The 18,507-nt window shown below is 61.2% G+C and carries 21 protein-coding genes; 13 read left to right on the forward strand and 8 right to left on the reverse strand.

What is annotated here, in order from left to right; all coding sequences use genetic code 11:
• Positions 1–25 precede the first annotated feature (25 nt).
• Positions 26–1,057 carry a nitroreductase family protein gene (locus M0D64_RS07205; RefSeq protein ID WP_266257136.1) on the forward strand — a complete coding sequence of 344 codons (1,032 nt, stop codon included), beginning with the start codon at positions 26–28 and terminating at the stop codon, positions 1,055–1,057.
• Between the two features lie 30 nt (positions 1,058–1,087).
• Here the strand turns inward: M0D64_RS07205 and M0D64_RS07210 are convergent, their stop codons facing one another.
• Positions 1,088–1,363, reverse strand: a complete 276-nt coding sequence (locus M0D64_RS07210; protein ID WP_266257137.1) for a DUF1488 domain-containing protein — start codon at positions 1,361–1,363, stop codon at positions 1,088–1,090.
• A gap of 346 nt (positions 1,364–1,709) precedes the next feature.
• Here M0D64_RS07210 and M0D64_RS07215 point away from each other — a divergent pair, with 346 nt between their 5' ends.
• The 3 genes from M0D64_RS07215 to M0D64_RS07225 are packed head-to-tail and all read left to right on the forward strand — an operon-like array spanning position 1,710 to position 2,941.
• Positions 1,710–2,006 (forward strand): cytochrome C, encoded by a 297-nt coding sequence (locus tag M0D64_RS07215; protein WP_154560424.1) that lies wholly within the window; start codon positions 1,710–1,712, stop codon positions 2,004–2,006.
• Positions 2,007–2,053: 47 nt separating this feature from the next.
• Positions 2,054–2,455: a DUF3564 domain-containing protein gene (locus tag M0D64_RS07220; RefSeq protein ID WP_154560364.1), complete on the forward strand. Its 402-nt coding sequence runs from the start codon at positions 2,054–2,056 to the stop codon at positions 2,453–2,455.
• A gap of 9 nt (positions 2,456–2,464) precedes the next feature.
• Positions 2,465–2,941: a hypothetical protein gene (locus M0D64_RS07225; protein ID WP_266257138.1), complete on the forward strand. Its 477-nt coding sequence runs from the start codon at positions 2,465–2,467 to the stop codon at positions 2,939–2,941.
• A gap of 67 nt (positions 2,942–3,008) precedes the next feature.
• Here M0D64_RS07225 and M0D64_RS07230 read toward each other — a convergent pair whose 3' ends face one another.
• The gene (locus tag M0D64_RS07230) at positions 3,009–3,200 is read right to left on the reverse strand and encodes a DUF2964 family protein (protein ID WP_154560362.1); all 192 of its coding nucleotides are present in this window, start codon (positions 3,198–3,200) and stop codon (positions 3,009–3,011) included.
• A 290-nt stretch (positions 3,201–3,490) separates the two neighbouring features.
• Between M0D64_RS07230 and acs the strand changes: the two genes are divergently transcribed.
• The 3 genes from acs (at position 3,491) to M0D64_RS07245 (ending at position 6,972) form a co-directional block, all read left to right on the forward strand.
• Positions 3,491–5,467: an acetate--CoA ligase gene (gene acs / locus M0D64_RS07235; RefSeq protein ID WP_266257139.1), complete on the forward strand. Its 1,977-nt coding sequence runs from the start codon at positions 3,491–3,493 to the stop codon at positions 5,465–5,467.
• A gap of 106 nt (positions 5,468–5,573) precedes the next feature.
• Complete coding sequence (locus tag M0D64_RS07240; protein ID WP_266257140.1) at positions 5,574–6,179, forward strand: acetate uptake transporter; 606 nt, start codon at positions 5,574–5,576, stop codon at positions 6,177–6,179.
• Positions 6,180–6,228: 49 nt separating this feature from the next.
• Positions 6,229–6,972 carry a YoaK family protein gene (locus M0D64_RS07245; protein ID WP_154560359.1) on the forward strand — a complete coding sequence of 248 codons (744 nt, stop codon included), beginning with the start codon at positions 6,229–6,231 and terminating at the stop codon, positions 6,970–6,972.
• Between the two features lie 195 nt (positions 6,973–7,167).
• Here the strand turns inward: M0D64_RS07245 and M0D64_RS07250 are convergent, their stop codons facing one another.
• The 5 genes from M0D64_RS07250 to M0D64_RS07270 form a co-directional block, all read right to left on the reverse strand.
• Complete coding sequence (locus M0D64_RS07250; protein WP_266257141.1) at positions 7,168–7,749, reverse strand: hemerythrin domain-containing protein; 582 nt, start codon at positions 7,747–7,749, stop codon at positions 7,168–7,170.
• Between the two features lie 144 nt (positions 7,750–7,893).
• On the reverse strand, positions 7,894–8,130 hold the full coding sequence (locus M0D64_RS44875) for a haloacid dehalogenase-like hydrolase (RefSeq protein ID WP_233464857.1): 237 nt from the start codon (positions 8,128–8,130) through the stop codon (positions 7,894–7,896).
• 382 nt (positions 8,131–8,512) lie between these two features.
• The gene (locus M0D64_RS07260; protein ID WP_266257142.1) at positions 8,513–9,685 is read right to left on the reverse strand and encodes a YncE family protein; all 1,173 of its coding nucleotides are present in this window, start codon (positions 9,683–9,685) and stop codon (positions 8,513–8,515) included.
• Between the two features lie 62 nt (positions 9,686–9,747).
• The gene (locus M0D64_RS07265) at positions 9,748–10,563 is read right to left on the reverse strand and encodes a creatininase family protein (RefSeq protein WP_266257143.1); all 816 of its coding nucleotides are present in this window, start codon (positions 10,561–10,563) and stop codon (positions 9,748–9,750) included.
• Positions 10,564–10,756: 193 nt separating this feature from the next.
• Positions 10,757–11,215, reverse strand: coding sequence for a universal stress protein (locus M0D64_RS07270; protein WP_266257144.1), 459 nt, complete (start codon positions 11,213–11,215; stop codon positions 10,757–10,759).
• Positions 11,216–11,689: 474 nt separating this feature from the next.
• Here M0D64_RS07270 and M0D64_RS07275 point away from each other — a divergent pair, with 474 nt between their 5' ends.
• From M0D64_RS07275 to pqqE, 6 genes are all read left to right on the forward strand, one after another.
• Positions 11,690–13,663 carry a sigma-54-dependent Fis family transcriptional regulator gene (locus M0D64_RS07275; protein ID WP_154560354.1) on the forward strand — a complete coding sequence of 658 codons (1,974 nt, stop codon included), beginning with the start codon at positions 11,690–11,692 and terminating at the stop codon, positions 13,661–13,663.
• A 272-nt stretch (positions 13,664–13,935) separates the two neighbouring features.
• The gene (gene pqqA, locus M0D64_RS07280) at positions 13,936–14,010 is read left to right on the forward strand and encodes a pyrroloquinoline quinone precursor peptide PqqA (protein WP_006410019.1); all 75 of its coding nucleotides are present in this window, start codon (positions 13,936–13,938) and stop codon (positions 14,008–14,010) included.
• Positions 14,011–14,079: 69 nt separating this feature from the next.
• Positions 14,080–15,003 carry a pyrroloquinoline quinone biosynthesis protein PqqB gene (gene pqqB / locus M0D64_RS07285; RefSeq protein WP_266257145.1) on the forward strand — a complete coding sequence of 308 codons (924 nt, stop codon included), beginning with the start codon at positions 14,080–14,082 and terminating at the stop codon, positions 15,001–15,003.
• 2 nt (positions 15,004–15,005) lie between these two features.
• Positions 15,006–15,725, forward strand: a complete 720-nt coding sequence (gene pqqC, locus M0D64_RS07290) for a pyrroloquinoline-quinone synthase PqqC (RefSeq protein ID WP_266257146.1) — start codon at positions 15,006–15,008, stop codon at positions 15,723–15,725.
• On the forward strand, positions 15,722–16,003 hold the full coding sequence (gene pqqD / locus M0D64_RS07295) for a pyrroloquinoline quinone biosynthesis peptide chaperone PqqD (protein ID WP_266257147.1): 282 nt from the start codon (positions 15,722–15,724) through the stop codon (positions 16,001–16,003). The genes pqqC and pqqD overlap by 4 nt, the downstream gene beginning before the upstream one ends.
• A 1-nt stretch (position 16,004) precedes the next feature.
• Entirely contained in the window at positions 16,005–17,141 is a 1,137-nt protein-coding gene (gene pqqE, locus M0D64_RS07300) for a pyrroloquinoline quinone biosynthesis protein PqqE (protein ID WP_266257148.1), read from the forward strand.
• Positions 17,142–17,257: 116 nt separating this feature from the next.
• Here pqqE and M0D64_RS07305 read toward each other — a convergent pair whose 3' ends face one another.
• Positions 17,258–18,490 carry a c-type cytochrome gene (locus M0D64_RS07305; protein WP_266257149.1) on the reverse strand — a complete coding sequence of 411 codons (1,233 nt, stop codon included), beginning with the start codon at positions 18,488–18,490 and terminating at the stop codon, positions 17,258–17,260.
• Between the last annotated feature and the right edge of the window lie 17 nt (positions 18,491–18,507).

The following is an 18,507-nucleotide window of genomic DNA, read 5'->3' on the forward strand; positions in this document are numbered from 1 at the left end:
CCGGAAAACGCGCAGGAGGCCCTGAATGAACGTACTTCCCCAGAACACAGCTTGGTCGGTCGACGAGCATCAACTCGCCCCGAATGCCGGCATCGAAGAAAAACTGCGGTTTGCACTACGATACGCAGTGCTGGCGCCATCCAACCATAATACGCAACCTTGGCACTTCATCGTCGACGGCGACTGCGTCACGCTGTGCGCGGACCGTATGCGGGCGCTGCCGGTGGTCGATCCCTTTGACCGCGAGCTGATCATCAGCTGTGGCGCGGCGCTATTCAATCTCCGCGTTGCGCTGAGCCGCTTCGGTCTTGCTTACGCGATTACGCTGTTTCCCTCGCCTGCCGACGTGGACGTGCTGGCGCATCTGCGGATCTTGCGCGACGGCCGTTGCGACGCCAGCCTTACACCACTATTTGACGCCATGCCGCGGCGCGTCACGACCCGTGAAACCTTCGCTGACGAACCCGTCCCGGTCGAACTCCAGTTGCGGTTCGAGGAAGCCGGCGCCGCCGAGGGTGCCGACATTGTCTGCGCCGGGAACGCGGCCATCCGCGAGCACCTCGCCACGCTGGTCGCTGAAGCCGATCAGGCGCAATTCAAGGATCCGCGCTTCAGGCGCGAACTGGCGAGCTGGATCCATCCGAAACGCAGCCGGGATGGCATGCCAGCGTTGTCGCCGGGCATGCGCGCCCTGCTCGATCTCGCGGTGCCCCTGGTAGGTTCGGTGATTCGCACGTTCGACCTGGGCGGCGGCATGGCAGCCGCCCATCACACACTGGTCACCGGCTCGCCGTTACTGCTGTGTATCGCCACCGGAGCGGACGATGCCGCAGCGTGGCTGGCGGCAGGTCAGGCGCTTGAACGGGTGCTGCTTACCGCCGCGGACGAGGGCATCACGGCGTCCTATCTGAATCAGCCGATCGAAGTGGCTCCACTGCGCGACACATTGCGCGCCGCCTTGAATCTGGACGGCGTGCCGCAATTGCTGCTGCGTATCGGCCGCGGTCGGCAAACGCCTCATTCGCCGCGGCGTCCACTTGCCGAAGCCGTGTCGTAGGGACGAAGCGGCTCATTGATGACGGCCGCTTCAGTCGCAAAACCGAAAGTAGCCACTGTGCAGCATGACCGGCGTGGCGCCCACCTCGTCCAGCAGACGCCGCGCCGCCTGTTCGATCGGATAACGATGAGTATCGAACGCGGCGATCAGGTCGTCTTCACGTAACGACGCTGCGCCAAAGTGATCTTCGAGCGCCTCTGCGGTAATCGCGCACTGAACCCGCACGCCGCCGATCTCTGCCGGAAAGGCGATGACCAGATCGCGAGTGCAATATTGCGGACGTTCCTGGGGAAAATGAATATTCATGACCGCAGCCTGAAGATAGGCGTGGCGCTTAAGGCGCCGTCATGCGAGCGACTGCAATGCCCGCGCGGCAAAGCGAAGCGCGTGCCGCCACGCGTGGCACCCGTCTGTGAACAGAATAGGCCTCGTTTGCCTGTCACCCAATTTTCGCTGGCGATCCGGCTTGACTCAGGTCAAGTGATCTCTTGCGCTGGGCTGCGGAAAGCGGACGCCCGCGCGCGTGAGAAAGGCGATTGATTTGGGTCAATCGCGAGAGCGGCACCGCCCCTACACTGAACTCAAAACCTGTCCTGGAGTGTGTCTCGTGAACGCCCTGCACCCGCACTATCTCACTGCAAGCACACTTGCGCTGTTGCTCGCAGCAAGCGGCGCAGCGCTTGCCCAGTCCGAGCCGACAGCACTCGTCGATCAACAGCATTGCATGTTCTGCCATACCCGGGACGCGCCGTTTCTCGCGCCTTCGTTTCAGCAGATTGCGGACCGTTATCGCGACGTACCAAACGCCAGCGTGATGCTCGAACACAAGCTGCGACTCGGCGGCAAGGCCCACTGGGGCGACATGTCAATGCCGCTGCCGGCGGATCGCGGCGGCCCGTTGACACCCGAAGATGCTCACACGTTGATCCAGTGGGTGTTGAGTCAATAGCCACCCAGTTCGTTTGCACATGTTCCTGAAATGTACGGAGAACCCTCATGCGCCTCACCATTCATCTCGACACGTTCGATCGTGTCAATCCGATGGCATTCGCCATCCTGTGGCTCGACAATGAAACACGTCAATGGTCACGCGAGGGGCATATGGGGCTCGAACTGCCCGAATGGGGCGCCTTGCACGTCGATTGCGGCAACACGCTCATCTGCGGACCGCACGATTCGACGCCCTGCTGCGTACTCGAAGGGCTCGATCTGAACGCCACGTCTGGGCCATTCGAGGGCGAGACCGGACGCGCCCAATGGTGCTGGGATGCGGGCAGATCGTTGATGACGGGCCATTGGCACGTGCAATGTGTCGACAACGAGAACACGGAGCCGGAAGACGGTATCTTCGCCGCCGACGGCAACCCGTTAGGGTTGTCGACACTACCACCAGCATGAGGTGCCACCGTGGGAATGATTGCCAATCTTGACGGCGTGCGTCATGCGTACGGACTCTGCTTCGTGCGCGCGCCCTGGGCTTATTTCACGCGTTTGACGCTCGACCAGCAATGGGGCGACGGCTGGGAACGCGTGCCTTATGAACAGCACGCCGGCCCTCCTTATACCGACAGTCCCGAGCAGATCCTGACCGTCGCCTTCGATGGTCCGCTGTATACGCCCGATCTCGGCTACGACGGCAAGGAGCGCAGCGCCAACGAAATCAATCGCGGCGAGATGCCATGGCTGCGTACCCAAAGCTTTGTCGGAAATGCACCGATTCACATCATGGCGGGCATCACGCTCGAGTCATTTGTGGAGCAGGTCGAACTCGCGGGCGGCCACGTGTTTGCGCCGCTCGGCTGGGGCGCTTTGCGGCTCGAACCGAGTGAGCGCGCGGCATCATCGGATACGCCGGCCCGGGCATGCGACACGGTCAAAGCCTGATGCGGGCTGCGCTCAAGGCGGCGAAAACCCGGACATCGACGTAGGCACGCGCCTCACGCGCGAAGGGCTAAGTGCCGTCTCCAGTCGTTGGTATCAGCAGGACGACGAAACTGGCGACGCCGGCAACCAGTGCCAGCGCGCCATAGTGGATAAAGGCTGGACTGTCGAACAGCAAACCGCGGATGGTTGCACCCAAACCCGCCAATGCCGTAAAAACGGCCACCGCCGCCAGGATGATTCTGGGTTCTGCCTGGACCATGATGTCCCCCTATGCTCAAAGCACGCAATTCCGTACCGGCGTGACATTCGCGAACAGTCAACGACGAACTCATCATCGCCCCGCCGGAGGTATTGCGATTGATTTGCATCAAGCACCGGCCGCTCTCCCCTCAGTCCCTCCCTTGATGTGTATCAACCGCCCGATCGGCCGTGCGGTCATAGTTGACCTACACGCACTCACCTGCACCAAGGCCATCAAGAGCCTTCCTTCAGGCGACTCGCCGTTTCAGGCCTCGCCCTATCCTTGACTTTTATGTGAGGAGACACTGGATGTCTACCATCGAGCTTAATCAACTCAATACTACGGCGCCGAAAATCCCCGCGCTCAAGCACGCAAGCATCGACGGCATCGAGGCTTACCATGCCCTCGTGGCCGAGGCCGAACGCGATCACGAAGCGTTCTGGGCGCGCCTTGCCAAAGAGCATCTCGAGTGGCGCCGGCCCTTCACGAAAGTCCTGAACGAGGCGGACGCGCCGTTCTATCAATGGTTCGAAGACGGCGAACTCAACGCGTCATACAACTGCCTGGATCGCAACCTCGCCAACGGACTCGCAGGCAAAACGGCCATCGTGTTCGAGGCGGACGATGGCAAGATCACGCGCATCACTTATCAGGCGCTCTATCACCGCGTGTGCAGACTCGCCAACGCGCTGCGTGCGCGCGGCGTAACGAAAGGCGACCGGGTGGTGATCTACATGCCGATGTCGGTGGAAGGCGTCGCCGCCATGCTGGCGTGTGCGCGCATCGGCGCGCCGCACTCCGTCGTGTTCGGCGGCTTCTCCGCGAAATCGCTGCATGAACGGATGGTCGATGTCGGCGCGGTGGCAGTGATTACTGCCGACGAACAGGTGCGCGGCGGCAAGACACTGCCGCTCAAAACCATCGTCGACGAAGCCCTTGCGATGGGCGGCGCCGAAGCCGTCAAAACGGTCGCCATCTATCGCCGTACCGGCGGCCGGATTCCCTGGATCGCAGGACGCGACGCATGGCTGCATGAACTCGAACAGGACCAACCCGATACCTGCGAACCGGAATGGGTAAGTGCGGAACACCCGCTATTCGTGCTGTACACGTCAGGGTCGACCGGCGCGCCCAAAGGCGTGCAGCACAGCACCGGCGGTTATCTGCTGTGGGCCGCCGTGACGATGAAATGGACCTTCGACATCAAGCCAGCCGATGTCTTCTGGTGTACCGCCGACATCGGCTGGATCACCGGTCACACGTACATCTGCTATGGCCCTACCGCAGTCGGCGCGACCCAGGTGATCTTCGAAGGCGTACCCACCTATCCGAACGCGGGCCGCTTCTGGGACATGATCCAGCGCCACCAGGTCAGCATCTTCTACACTGCGCCGACCGCCATCAGGTCTCTCATCAAGAGCGCCGACGCTGACACCGCCGTGCATCCGAGCAGCTTCGACCTGAGTAGCCTGCGCATTCTCGGTACGGTCGGCGAACCGATCAACCCAAGCGCATGGAACTGGTATGCCGAACATGTCGGCGGCGGCCGCTGTCCGGTGCTCGACACGTTCTGGCAGACCGAAACGGGTGGCCACATGATCTCGCCGCTGCCAGGCGCGACCCCGCTCGTGCCGGGATCGTGCACGCTGCCAATGCCGGGCATCGACGCAGCGATCGTCGACGAAACCGGCCATGAAGTGGCCAACGGTCAAGGCGGCGTGCTCGTCATCCGCAAGCCGTGGCCTTCGATGATCCGCACGATCTGGAACAATCCTGAACGCTTTCGCAACGGCTACTACCCCGACGAACTCGGCGGCAAGCTGTACCTCGCCGGCGACGGCGCGATTCGTGACCGGGACACGGGCTACTTCACGATCACAGGTCGTATCGATGACGTCCTGAACGTGTCCGGACACCGCATGGGCACCATGGAAATCGAGTCGGCACTGGCGGCCAATCCGCTCGTCGCCGAGGCCGCCGTCGTCGGGCGTCCGGATGAGACGTTCGGCGAAGCCATCGTCGCCTTTGTCGTTCTGAAAACGGCGCGGCCGACCGGTGCTGAGGCTAAGCGCATAGCGGACGAATTGCGCGCCTGGGTCGCCAAGGAAATCGGTCCGATCGCGAAGCCGAAGGACATCCGGTTTGGCGACGCCATGCCCAAGACCCGCTCCGGCAAGGTCGTGCGCCGCTTGTTGCGCTCAGTCGCGAAGGGCGAAGCGATTTCGCAGGACACGTCGACCGTCGAAAACCCCGCCGTGATTTCACAGTTCGCCGATTCGATCTGAACGGTCCTGCGCTCCGGCGTTCGATTGCGATGTGACCCTTGCGCGGCGCCAGTTTTCACGACAGTCGCGCAAGCAATACTTCGGTTTTTTGCATGAGGAATTCATCATGAATATCAAAGCCCCTAATCCCGCTTCGCTCGGCCTCGGCGGTTTTGCCTTGACGACCTGGCTGCTCAGCATGATCAACGCCGGCTGGTTCAGCGGCGATTCGATGGGCATGGTGCTCGCCGTCGCTTTCGCTTATGGCGGCACCGCGCAGATGCTCGCCGGACTCATGGAAATACCGCGCGGCAATGGTTTCGGCGCGACGGCCTTTCTGAGCTATGGCGCCTTCTGGTGGTCGTTCGCCCTCTTCGTGCTGTTCCTGCACGGCACCGTGCCCGCGGCGTTCATCGGCTGGTATCTGTTCCTGTGGGGCGTGTTCACGCTCTACATGTGGGTCGCGACATGGCGTGCGCCGCGCGCATTGCAACTGGTGTTTCTGTCTTTGTGGATCACTTTCTTCGTGCTTGCTGCGAGCGAATGGACCGGCCTCGTGTGGTTGCACCACGCCGGCGGTTACCTCGGTCTGCTGACGGCGCTGCTGGCTTTCTACCTGTCGGCGGCTGAGATCATCAACGAAACGCATGGGCACACGGTGCTGCCGGTGGGAACCGTCGTTCAGAAGATCGACGTGACCGTAACGGTCACCGAGGGACTTCGCGGCGCCTGAAAGCAGGCGGCGGCCACCGCACCGCCGCTCACACGGATAAAATCTCGGCATGCCGATCAACTATCTTCGAGGATTCACGAAACCTGAGCGCAGTGACGCGGCGAATCTGCGCCTGGGACGATCGCTGGCTTTTGTCGCCGGCGCGGCCAACGCCGGCGGCTTCCTCGCTGTGGGGCAGTACACATCACACATGTCGGGCATTTTGTCGTCGCTCGCCGACAACCTCGCGCTCGGCGAAATCAACGCGATCGTTACGGGATTGAGTTCCTTGTTGTCGTTCCTCTTCGGGGCCGCCACGTCCGCAATCATGATCAACTGGGGGCGTCGCCAGCAATTGCACAGTCTGTATGCAATGCCGTTGTTGCTCGAGGCTACGCTGCTCCTCTGCTTTGGCCTGCTTGGCACAAATCTCGAGACCCATCGCGTCCTTTTCGTACCGGCGACCGTCTGTCTTCTGTGCTACGTGATGGGTCTGCAGAACGCCATGATCACAAAGATCTCAAAAGCGGAGATCCGCACGACACACGTCACCGGTCTTGTGACGGATATCGGCATCGAACTCGGCAAGTTCTTTTACTGGAACGTTGGAGCAATGGATGGGAGTACCGTCCGTGCAGATCGCGAGAAACTGCACATCCTCGGATCGCTCCTATTGTCGTTCCTCGCAGGTGGCCTGACAGGCGCCGTAGGCTTCAAGCACTTTGGGTTCATCTCGACCATTCCCCTTGCTGTCGTACTTCTTACTCTCGCCGCTGTTCCGGTCCTCGACGATATGCTCGCGCAGCGCCGGTAGAGTACTTTTCGCAACGCCCCCCTGTTTCGCGTTGCTCGACCGCTGGTCACGTCGCGCCACGGGATTGGGTGACGGGATACGTCGAACAGAAACGTTACCCCTTCCTTGATTGGAACTGAACGGCATCGAATTCATATTGCGCCTCATGGAGGTGCAATTAACGTGGACTGGCTGCGTATCGAGCGCTACGAACCGCTAGTTATTCGCTTCCGGAATGGCCTTGACGATCATCGAGAATAGCTTGCCAAGATCCTCTTCGAGCTTGACTCCATCGAACGGATCACGGTTGACCCCAAACACCGCGTCAATCTCGGCCCAGTCATCCTTCGTCAGCAAACGTCTCGCAGCAGGCAGAATCACTTCCTCCTCCAGACTCCGGTGTTTCAGGCAGAACTCTGCGTATTCCTGCACCAGGGCGCGCAGCGCAGCAAATGCGGACTCGCCCTTCAGTTCATACCGGGTCAGCGCGTGCTCCAGATCTCGCACCCGCACGTCACGTTCAGCGTGCTGGGCCTCCAGTTCGTCAAGTACATCGTCAAATTCATCTGTCCGGGCCCGCAACCGAGCAAACGGGTAACGATCCTCCTTCGGATGATGCATCTGCTCCGGATACTCCCGGATGTAGTAAAGCATCGCCCGAAACACCATGAGACCCGGAGCCCTCGACCCAGTTTCCAGCAGACGGGTAAAACACAGCATGCCTTCGATAATCGCTGACAACTGTCCGTGCTCATTAAGGATGACTTGTATGGCACTGCGAGGTCCCAGCGGCTGCATATCAAACTCTCCGACCTTCGAAATACACTGACGATTTGATTGCCTGCCACGCATTGACGGCGAGCACCGGCGAGAACGTCCTCACTTTCATTTCACTGTGGACGTCCGCCAACGCCTGCGCGTTGATTGAGATCAACCGGCGCACTAGAAGTGCGACGTCGATGCATCGATGGAAGGCATTTCACCGTGGTCGCATAGCCACGCGTGCTTGGCGAGCGCGAGCATTTCCCTGTCGCCTCGACTATCACCATACACATAGAGCACACGCGGTTGACTATCGCCGAACCTGCGTTGCAGTCGTCGTACTTTTTCTGGTCCCCAACAGTTCGGCGAAGGCAGGCGGCCGTAAAAGCGGTCATCACGAAATTCGAGCTCGGTCACAAGTACCGCGTCGAATCCCGCGCTCGTAGCCTAGGCCTTAAGGTAGAGCGCGCGAGACGCGCTGGCCAGTACCAGTAGGTGACCACGACGCTTATGTTCTTCGATCCGCGCGGCCATTTCCGCTCGAACAAGCGCCGGCGACCCTTGAGCTGCGTATCGCTGCGCCGCGTCCTTCAGTTCACACCGGGTCGCGGCACCGATTAGCATGCCAGCCATGGTGCCGTACGAATCGCGCCATAGATCAACCTTCGACTACCGACTGCATAACGCACAAAATCAGGCAGGCTGTGCGAGGCGGTGATAATACCGTCGAAATCGAAGGCGGCAACCGGATCGCGCCGCATTGTTCGATAGAGGACGCCGTCCGGTTTCCAGTCCCTGGTCAACGCATATTCCCGGTGTGGCCAAGTGAATAACGCCCGGGCTGCGGCCAGACGGAGAGTCCGTGCGGTTCCGCGCCAACCGGAATGGATTTGACAGAGCCGGTCGTCGTATCGATCGCGTAGACAACGTCATCGAAGCGACCGGATAGCCACAGCATCTTGCCATCCGGGCTGACATTACCCATGTCGGGACTGCCGCCGCCCGGAATCGGCCAGTTCGCGACGACCTTGCGCGTCGCGAAGTCGAGCACCGATACGCTGCCCTTGCCATGTCTCGGTCCGTGCACGAGATTGGAGCCGCGATTGGACACATAGAGCCGGGTGCCGTCGCGGCTCGGGTACAGGCCGTGCGTCCCCACGCCGGTCTTGATGAAGCCAATCTTCGTGAAGCTGTCGCCGTCGATCACGTAGACGCCGTCGGCCATCATGTCGGCGACAAAGAACACCTTGCCGTCCGGCGAGATGCGGATGTCCTGCGGCATGCCCTTCCTGTCGAGTTCGAGGTAGCCGACGACCTTCCGGTTGACAAGATCGATCTTGGCCAGCTTGCCGCCGAATTCACAGGTGAAGAGCGCGTACTTGCCGTCGATCGAGAAATCGGCGTGATTGATGCCCTTGCACTGCGGCGCGTCGAGACTCGATTTCAGCGCCATCGTGTGCGCATCGCGAAAGTCCAGCCGCGCGTGTGCTTCGGCCACCACGATCGCTTCTTTGCCGTCCGGAGTGAAGTACATGTTGTAAGGATCGTCGACCATGATCTGCTTGCCGGGTTTGCCGGTCTTGGGATCGATCGGCGTCAGGCTGCCGTCGGGGCGGCCTTCGGCGTTGTTGGCCACCCACAGCGTCTGCAGATCCCAGGCGGCAACGACGTGCTGCGGACTGAGGCCGACGTGAAGCCTGTCGACCACTTTCAGCGTGGCCGGATCGATCACGTAGACGTCGTTCGAACGCAGGTTCGGCACATAGACGCGCGGCAACGCGCCGGCGACCGCCGGGCTCATATGGCCGGTGCCCGCTTCGCTATACAGGTTATCGGGGTTCACCACGGGCGGCATGCCGGCCACCGTGGTGACAGCCAACGCAGCCGATGCAGCGCCGGCGGCACAGAAACCGGCCAGCGCGATGGCGACGGCCGTTGCAACGCGCGAAAAACGGGGAGGACACAATTGCATCGTGAATTCCGTTGTCGAGTGGATGGGGGATCGAGGACGGAAGCAGAAGTCTGTCGAATGCTTCAACGGCTTGCGGTCTCTTTCTTGATCGCGTCAATCGTCCGCGACACGATCGCGTCAATGCCCAGTTGACCAAGTTCGACGCTCGAGTGCCGCGGGTCGCCGCCATAGACGCCGTCGGCCGGTCCCAGTTTCGGACCGCTTCGCAGGCGCTCAAGCCGCACCATCTGCGGCGCGACCGCCAGCAGCAGCGAGGTATCCGCGAGTCCCGCGTGCGTGCCGATCTCAGCATCGCTGACCCCGTGCTGCCGCAGGATCTGCGAGTAACCGTCCGAGCTGGTGCCGTAGTACGCCGGCGGCACGAATGCGCGGGCATTCGTGCCGGCCCAGCTCCTGTTGAGTTGGGCTACAACGTGCCTGACATCGTTCTGGTAGCCGCCGTGGTCGCCGAGAAAGACGACGTTGGTAAAGCCGTGAACCTTGAAGCTGTTCGCGGCGGATTCCAGCGTCTTTTCGAACACGTCGTCCGGCACGGTGATCGTGCCGGGAAAACGCATGTGCGAGGTCGGCGGAGCGTAGCCGCCCTCCGGCACGTAGGCGATGACCGGCGCGACGATCGCGTTGCCGAGGCCCTCGGCGATGCGCTGCGACAGCACCTTGACGCGTGCATTGTGTTTGCCGAGTGCGACGTCGGGGCCGCTTTGCTCGGTTCCGCCAATGGGGACGATGATGGTGGTCTTGCCCGTCTGAATCTGGTCGCGCAGTTCGGTCCAGGTCAGGTCCTCAAGGAAGACGGTTTTCGGGGTTTGAGCAAAAACAGTCTGCGTGGCGATGAGCAAAATGACGGATGCGAAAGCTCGTCCTGGGGGAAAGCGCATGAAGGAGTCCTCGTGGGAAATGCGTACCTCGTGAGCGAATATCCGCATAGTATCCCGTGGGGTGTCTACTGTTGTTCTTCGCACCGGCGAGACTGTCGCCTCATGTACACACGTCGCTTACCGACTTACGAAATCCTTGATGCGCACACTCCGCCCGAACTGAAGCGCCTGCGCGGCAGCAACTCCACGTCGCTCAAGTTGCAACGACCGTATCACGAACCAGCAGCACCGGGCAGGTCGAGAACCGAAGGAATCGCTCGGCGACGCTACCTAGCATCATGCGTTGCATTCCGCGACGTCCGTGGGTACCCATCACGACAAGGTCCACGTCCTGCCCCTCTACGTAACGCAGCAAGCAGCTGGCGACGTCTTCGCTGATGTTGTCCGTCTCGGCGATAGCGACCTTGCACGCCACGTTGCCCTCCGTCGCGTCTTTATGCGCATTCGCCAGGATTCGATCGCCTTCAGCTCGTAGTGCCTCGACCATCGCAAACTGGTCGTAATTGGCTGAATAGGCAAACATCGCGAAACGGTCGAGCACGTACACCACCGTCATCGTGCCGTCGGCCAGCTTCGCCATGCGGATAGCTTCCTTTAGCGCACCCTTCGACGCGTTGCTGCCATCCAGTGCCACCAGGATATCTTTGTACATGGCCATCCTCTCTGGTAAGTCGATTATGAATGCGCCCCCGATGGCGAATCAATCGCGCCGCCGGAAACTACGCGAATACGCGCCCCACCTAGACTGAAAGCGATCACAAATTCATCATCTGCGTTTCCCCTCACGCCTGGATTGATTTGTATCAATGGCGTACACGCCGTCGCTGGCGTACCTGGTCGCGAACCCGACGTTTCGTCGGATGCGGCAGCGCATTTCACTAGCATTGATTCAAATCAAGCCGCTTACGCGTATCGGGATGAATATGCGTAATCTCGCATCGCCAGATGCGACTGCGGCTAACCGGCTAGATCCGGGTGCCCCGCCACGGCGCAACCACAAAGGCGAAGACGCTCTGCCGGCGTGCGATTAACGCCGACCTGGCGCAGGATTTGCTTATTGTTGTACCCACAGTTGTACCCGCACGACCCTGGCGAAGCGACCGGGGCTGACCAGCAGGAGGAGACAATGCGCGATGATGTCGGTCACGCCGTAACGCCAATGGCGACTCGTGAGGCCGGCTGGCTCACGCCGTCGATTCAGAAATCCCACGAACGCTCCGAAACGTTCGGCTTGAGCGCCGCGATGCGGCCGGATTACGACGTGCTGCCGGCAGCCGAACTCACATTGAAACTCGAGCAAAGCCGTGTCCTGTGCGCGCATGCCACGCCTGTGATGGAAACGCTGCACGAGCAGATCGTCAACACACAGAGCATGATCGTACTGACCGACGCCGAAGGGCTGATCCTTCACTCGATCGGCGACGATGATTTTCTCCGACGAGCCGAGAAAGTCGCGCTGCGTCCGGGTGCGAACTGGGCGGAAGACCGGCAAGGCACCAACGCAATCGGCACGGCGCTCGCCGAGCGCTGTCCGACAGTCGTGCATGGCGAACAGCACTATCTGGCTGCCAATCGCTTTCTCACCTGTTCCAGCGTGCCGATTCTCGATCCGTACGGCGATCTGATCGGCGTGCTCGACGTCACCGGCGACCATCGCAGCTATCACCAGCACACGCTGGCGCTGGCAAAGATGTCCGTACAGATGATCGAGAATCATCTGTTTACCAATACCTTTCGCGAGACGTTGCAAATTGCATTTCACGGTCGGCCCGAATTCCTCGGCACCTTGATGGAAGGCATCGTCGCGTTTACCTGCGATGGCCGCTTCCTTTCGGCCAATCGTAGTGCGCAATTTCAACTGGGATTGCCGCTCACCAGCTTGCGCGCGCATACCCTGTCCTCGCTATTCGGCCTCACCAGCGCGCAACTGATCGACCGTCTGCGCGTCAGCCGGGACCAGCATCTGTCGCTGAACCTGAGCAACGGCGCGGTGGTATGCGCTCACGTCGAATTCCGGCGTGCCACACGCACCAATGATGCCTGGCCGCCGGAGGAGCATCGCGAGTCACGACCCGCACAACGCGTGGCGTCCCCTCCCCTAGCCGCGAGCGTGCTGTCGAGACTCAGCTACCTGGACACCGGCGACCCGCAGATCGCGGCCGTCATCGCCAAAGTTCGCAAGGTAATCGGCAAGGACATCCCGATCCTGATTACCGGTGAGACCGGCACCGGCAAGGAGCTGCTCGCCCAGGCGATCCACAACGACTCGCCGCGCCGCTCGGGTGCGTTCGTTGCGGTCAACTGCGCGTCGATACCGGAAACGCTGATCGAATCCGAGTTGTTCGGCTATGAAGAAGGCGCCTTCACCGGTGCGCGGCGCAAAGGCGCCGTCGGCAAATTGCTTCAGGCCAACGGCGGCACGCTATTTCTCGACGAGATTGGCGACATGCCCTACCCGCTGCAAGTGCGGTTGCTGCGCGTGCTGCAGGAGCGCCTCATCAATCCGCTTGGTTCCTCGAAGTCGATACCAGTCGATATCGCCATCATTTGCGCAACTCACCGCGACCTGCGCGACATGATCGTGCAGAACCGGTTTCGCGAGGACCTGTATTACCGCCTGAACGGACTGGTAGTGAAATTGCCGCCGCTGCGCGAGCGCACGGATCTATCCGCCGTAATCCAGAAGATGCTGCAATCCGCATCATCCGAAAGCGCGGATGGGCAGCGACTGAGCGTCGCCGACGAGGTGATGGCGCTGTTCGAGCAATGCGCGTGGCCCGGAAATTTTCGCCAGCTCAGCAATCTTCTGCGAACCGCCGCCGCCATGGTCGATGCGGACGGTCAGCTCCGGCGCGAGCATTTGCCCGACGATTTCTTCGACGACGTGCGCGGCACTGCCGCCGCGCCTGCGAGCACCACGGAAACCTTACCGCTATCAAGCGGGCGGCTGGAGGATGTCGCCGCCAACGCCATCGCCAAGGCGGTTGCGCAGCATGGCGGCAACGTGTCGGCTGCCGCCCGCGCACTCGGCGTCTCGCGCAATACGATCTACCGCAAACTGCCGCCGCAGGGTATGGACAACGCCGACGACGCCGTCTGACCGCCTGCGGCACAGGTGCTCCAATTTGCAACAGCGGTGTCCTCGAACTGAACAGCGCGCTGTTTCACGCGCCGGACTAGTTAGTCAGTTTCCCTCAGCAAAACGTGAGTCGGTGTCCAACGACGCTTTCGTTCAGGACGCAAAACGCTAATCGTGCGCCGGCTGTACCGATCGCAGCACGTGACAAGCCCGGCATAGACCTTGCATTTGATCATTATGACCGCTTCCTCAATGCGGTTTCTCAATCACATGTCGTATCCAAGGAGACAACCATGCAATGGACCACCCCCGCCTATACCGATCTGCGTTTCGGTTTTGAAATCACGATGTACATCGCCAATCGCTGAAGCAACGATGAAGCGCCGCCCGCCCATCGCAGTATGTCGGTGTGCGCGGCGGCGCCCGGAGCATGGCTCATGAAGATCAAAATTCTAGGTTCCGGTGCAGGCGGCGGACTGCCGCAATGGAACTGCAACTGTGTGAACTGCAACCGGGCCCGTTACCAGACTGGCGACGTGTTGCCGCGCACCCAATCTTCGATTGCGGTGAGCGAGAACGGTGTCGACTGGATTCTGATCAATGCCTCGCCAGATCTGCTCGCACAGCTGCGCGCAAATCCGGAACTGCAACCGGCCCGCTCGATTCGTGACAGCGGCATTGCCGCGGTCGTGCTGATTGACGCACAGATCGATCACGTCACCGGCCTGCTGATGCTGCGCGAACGCACCACGCCCCTACCGTTGTATGCCTGCGCACCGGTGTTCGCCGATCTCTCCACCGGTTTACCGCTGGTTCCGCTGCTCGACCATTACTGTGGCGTCGAGCGTCACGAGATCGTGCTCGATCAGCCATTCACGATCGCGCCGGTGGAGGGTATCCGCCTCACCGCATTACCGATCGAAAGCAAGGCACCCCCCTATTCGCCGCGGCGTGCCAATGCCGCACCAGGCGACAACATCGCACTGCTGATCGAGAACCTTGCTACCGGCGCACGCGTTTTCTATGCGCCGGGGCTCGCGAGCGCACCGGAACCTGTGCTCGCCGCGATGCGCTCTGCGCAACTCGTTCTGGTTGACGGCACGTTCTGGTCCGCGACCGAAATGATCGACCTCGGCCTGTCGACCCACCTCGCGGCCGACATGGGCCATCTTGCGCAGTGCGGCCATCGCCGTCTGTCAGGGATGGTTCAGCTACTGGACGCGCTGCCCACTGCGACGCGCAAGGTGCTGATTCACATCAACAACACCAATCCGATTCTCGACCCGCATTCCCCCGAACATGCCGTGATACGCGCACGCGGTATCGAAGTGGCACGCGACGGAATGCAATTCCAGGTATAGCCATGAACGCCCCGCTGCCTACCACTGTTACCCGCGCCGTCCCTTGGTCACCTAACGAATTCGAAGCGCGTCTACGCGCGCTCGGCGCGCACTATCATATTCATCATCCGTTCAATCAGCGGATGAACAGTGGCAAGTGTTCGCCTGAGCAGATTCGCGGCTGGGTCGCCAATCGCTTCTATTACCAGATCAACATCCCGCTCAAGGATGCCGCGATCCTGTCCAATTGTGATGACAGGCAGACGCGCCGCCTCTGGATCGAGCGGTTGCACGATCACGATGGCTACGGCGACAACCCCGGCGGCATTGAAGCATGGGCGCATCTCGCCGACGCGGTCGGCATCGACCGCAAGACATTGTGGTCGCTCGAGCCGGTGCTACCCGGCGTGCGCTTCGCAGTGGACGCCTATGTCAATTTCGCCCGGCGGGCGCCGTGGCAAGAGGCAGTCTGCTCTTCACTCACTGAGATGTTCGCGCCGCAGATTCACCGCGACCGTCTGGCCGGCTGGCCCGACCTGTATCCATGGATCGATGCGCAGGGATTGCAGTACTTCCGCAGCCGCATTCCGCTTGCCCAGCGCGATGTCGAGCACGGGCTCGACGTCACGCTCAGTCACTTCAAGACCCCCGACGCCCAACAGCGTGCCCTCAACATCCTGCGCTTCAAGCTAGACATTCTCTGGTCAATGCTCGACGCCATCGAAAAGGCGTACCCAGTATGAACGCTCCACACACCGATCATTACGCCAGCCTGCGGCCACATCTGCGCACGATGTTTCGCCTGCAATGGGAAGACGCGCAGGATGCCTACGTATTGCTGTATCCAGAAGGCATGGTCAAACTCAATCCGAGTGCTGGCGAAATTCTCGCGCGCTGCGACGGAACCCGGGAACTAGACGACATCATCGACGAACTGGAAGACCTGTTCAGTGTGTCGGACCTTGCCGCCGATGTATACCGCTTCATCGACCATGCGCGGCAACGCGGCTGGCTGGATTGACATGGATACGACGATCGATTTCCCAGGCACTCGCCCCTCCCCGCCATTGTGGTTGCTGGCGGAACTCACGTACCGCTGCCCTTTGCACTGCGCGTTCTGCTACAACCCCGTCGACTTCGCCAGTCACGGTGCGGAGCTCGATACCGACACCTGGCGCGACGTGATCACGCAGGCGCGCCGCATGGGCGCAGCGCAGATTGGCTTCTCCGGCGGTGAGCCGCTGGTGCGTGACGATCTCGAAACGCTGGTCGAGCACGCGCGTGGATTGGGCTTCTACACGAATCTGATCACCTCAGGTGTCGGGCTCAACGAGACACGCATCGCCCGTCTGAAAGAGGCGGGGCTGGACCATATCCAGCTCTCCTTCCAGGACTCGACGCGTGAGCTGAACGATTTCGTGTCCAGCACGAAGACCTTCGAGTTGAAACACCGCGTAGCGCGCCTGATCAAGGCACACGGCTACCCGATGGTGCTCAATTGCGTGCTGCATCGCTATAACCTGCCGCACGTCGGGCAGATTATTGACATGGCGCTCGAGATGGGCGCCGACTATCTCGAACTGGCGAACACACAGTACTACGGTTGGGCGATGCTCAATCGCGACCAGTTGATGCCGACCAGCGAACAGTTGAAGGAGGCCGAGGCGACGGTCAACCGGTACCGCGAACGCATCGGCGATCGTTGCAGGATCCTGTTTGTGGTCCCCGATTATTTCGAGGTACGGCCCAAGGCCTGCATGAACGGGTGGGGTTCGGTGTTCCTCGGCATCGCGCCGGACGGCACCGCGCTGCCATGCCATGCGGCACGCTCGCTGCCGGGTCTGGATCTGCCCCGCGTGCAGGACGCTTCGTTGACGGATATCTGGTACCACAGTCATGCGTTCAATGCGTTTCGTGGTGATGGCTGGATGCGCGAACCGTGCCGGAGCTGTGACGAGCGCGAAACCGATCATGGCGGCTGCCGCTGCCAGGCGTATCTGCTGACCGGAGACGCCGCGGCTGCGGACCCGGTGTGCGCAAAGTCGGCGCATCACGGGCAAATCGAGCAGGTGGTGACGCTGGCGCGGCGGCCGGCACCTGACGACCAGCTCCAGCCGCTGATTTTCCGCAGCAGGGATAACTCGTTGCGTTTGGGATGATTTCGGAGGAAGTTGCAGTTTCGAGAGTTTCGAGAAAGCCCGGTGATTCCCGTGAATGACGGAGAATCACCGGGCTATTTTTATGGCGCCAATCAAGACCGTTGACGCTGTCGAGACTATTGCGAAGTACCCGCGTTGAGCGGCGTCTTCGACGCCTTGGCGTTGTCGTCCGTCAGCTTGGTGGCGCCGGCGCTATAGCCGTTCGAATACAGCAGGAACGCCATGATGTCCGCGTAGTCTTGCGGTTTCATCTTGCCGGGGCGGTCCGCCGGCATATTGTTCGTCATGTATCCGTACACCCCGCCGATGGTCAGTTTCGCGTTTGCCACCGGTGCAAAGGCAGGACCACGCAACGCGGGTGCATTCAAACCTTGCAGGGCGGGACCGTGGCATTTTGCGCACGCACTCGAGTACAGGGTTTTGCCGTGCGCCACCTGCGTGCGGTCGAAGCCGGGGGCGTCGCCCGCGGCGCTTGCATCGACCTTGATGAAGCGGCCCTGCTGCGACCCGCGACTGCCGGCCAGCATCATTCGCCACATCGTATCGCTGCGGCCGGGGCCGTCTCGATAGGCAAATTCGGCCGCGGGCGAACGGGATGCCTGAGCCGCCTCAGGTAGTGCCCAGTTGCGGGTCAACGCTGCGAGCCTGCCGTTCGACGCCAACTTCTCCAGCGCTGCGTCGATGCGCGGTTGCAACGCCGCGCCATTCTTGCCAAAAGCGAATACCAGATGCCAGTCCGCATACGGTGAAACCGTACTGGTAATCTGGAAGTGCTGTTGCGGATGTGTGATCGTATATGCCACCACCGCCGGATACCAGACGATTGCACGTTGCGCATGCCCGCTTGCCAGGGCATCGACGGTAAGTGCCGCCGTGTTCTCCAGATCGAGCCTGACGTTGGGTTGCTGCACGGCGATAAGCTGCGCGGGGCTCGCATAGGTTGCCGCGACGATCTCCTCGCCGCTGGACGGCGTTGACGATTCGCGGGTGGTGACGCTCACGTAGCCGGAGTGCAGATAGCCGCGCGAGAAAGTCAGCTTGCTGCCGGACCCGTCGGCGACGCTCGAGCGCGGAAAGCCGGCGATGACGTCGCATTTACGCGCAAGCGCCTTGTTGAGTTCTTTCAGCGATACGCCGTCGTCGTCACTCCCGCCGAATCCCCCGGGCGCGAGCGACAACGCAATGCCCGCCGTGCGAAACGCTTCGCGCGTCACGGCCTCGTCAAGCGCGGTCGATGGACTGCCGGGAAACGTGCAAACGCGCACACCCGCGTTAGCGAGACCTGGCGTGATTGTGCCCGTAGCCAGCAGCATACCGGCGAGAGCGAACGAATTGAGTCGAGTTTTCATGATCCTACTTCCGGGAA

It is taken from the genome of Paraburkholderia sp. WS6, from assembly GCF_030464835.1.
GTDB classification, from domain to species: domain Bacteria; phylum Pseudomonadota; class Gammaproteobacteria; order Burkholderiales; family Burkholderiaceae; genus Paraburkholderia; species Paraburkholderia madseniana.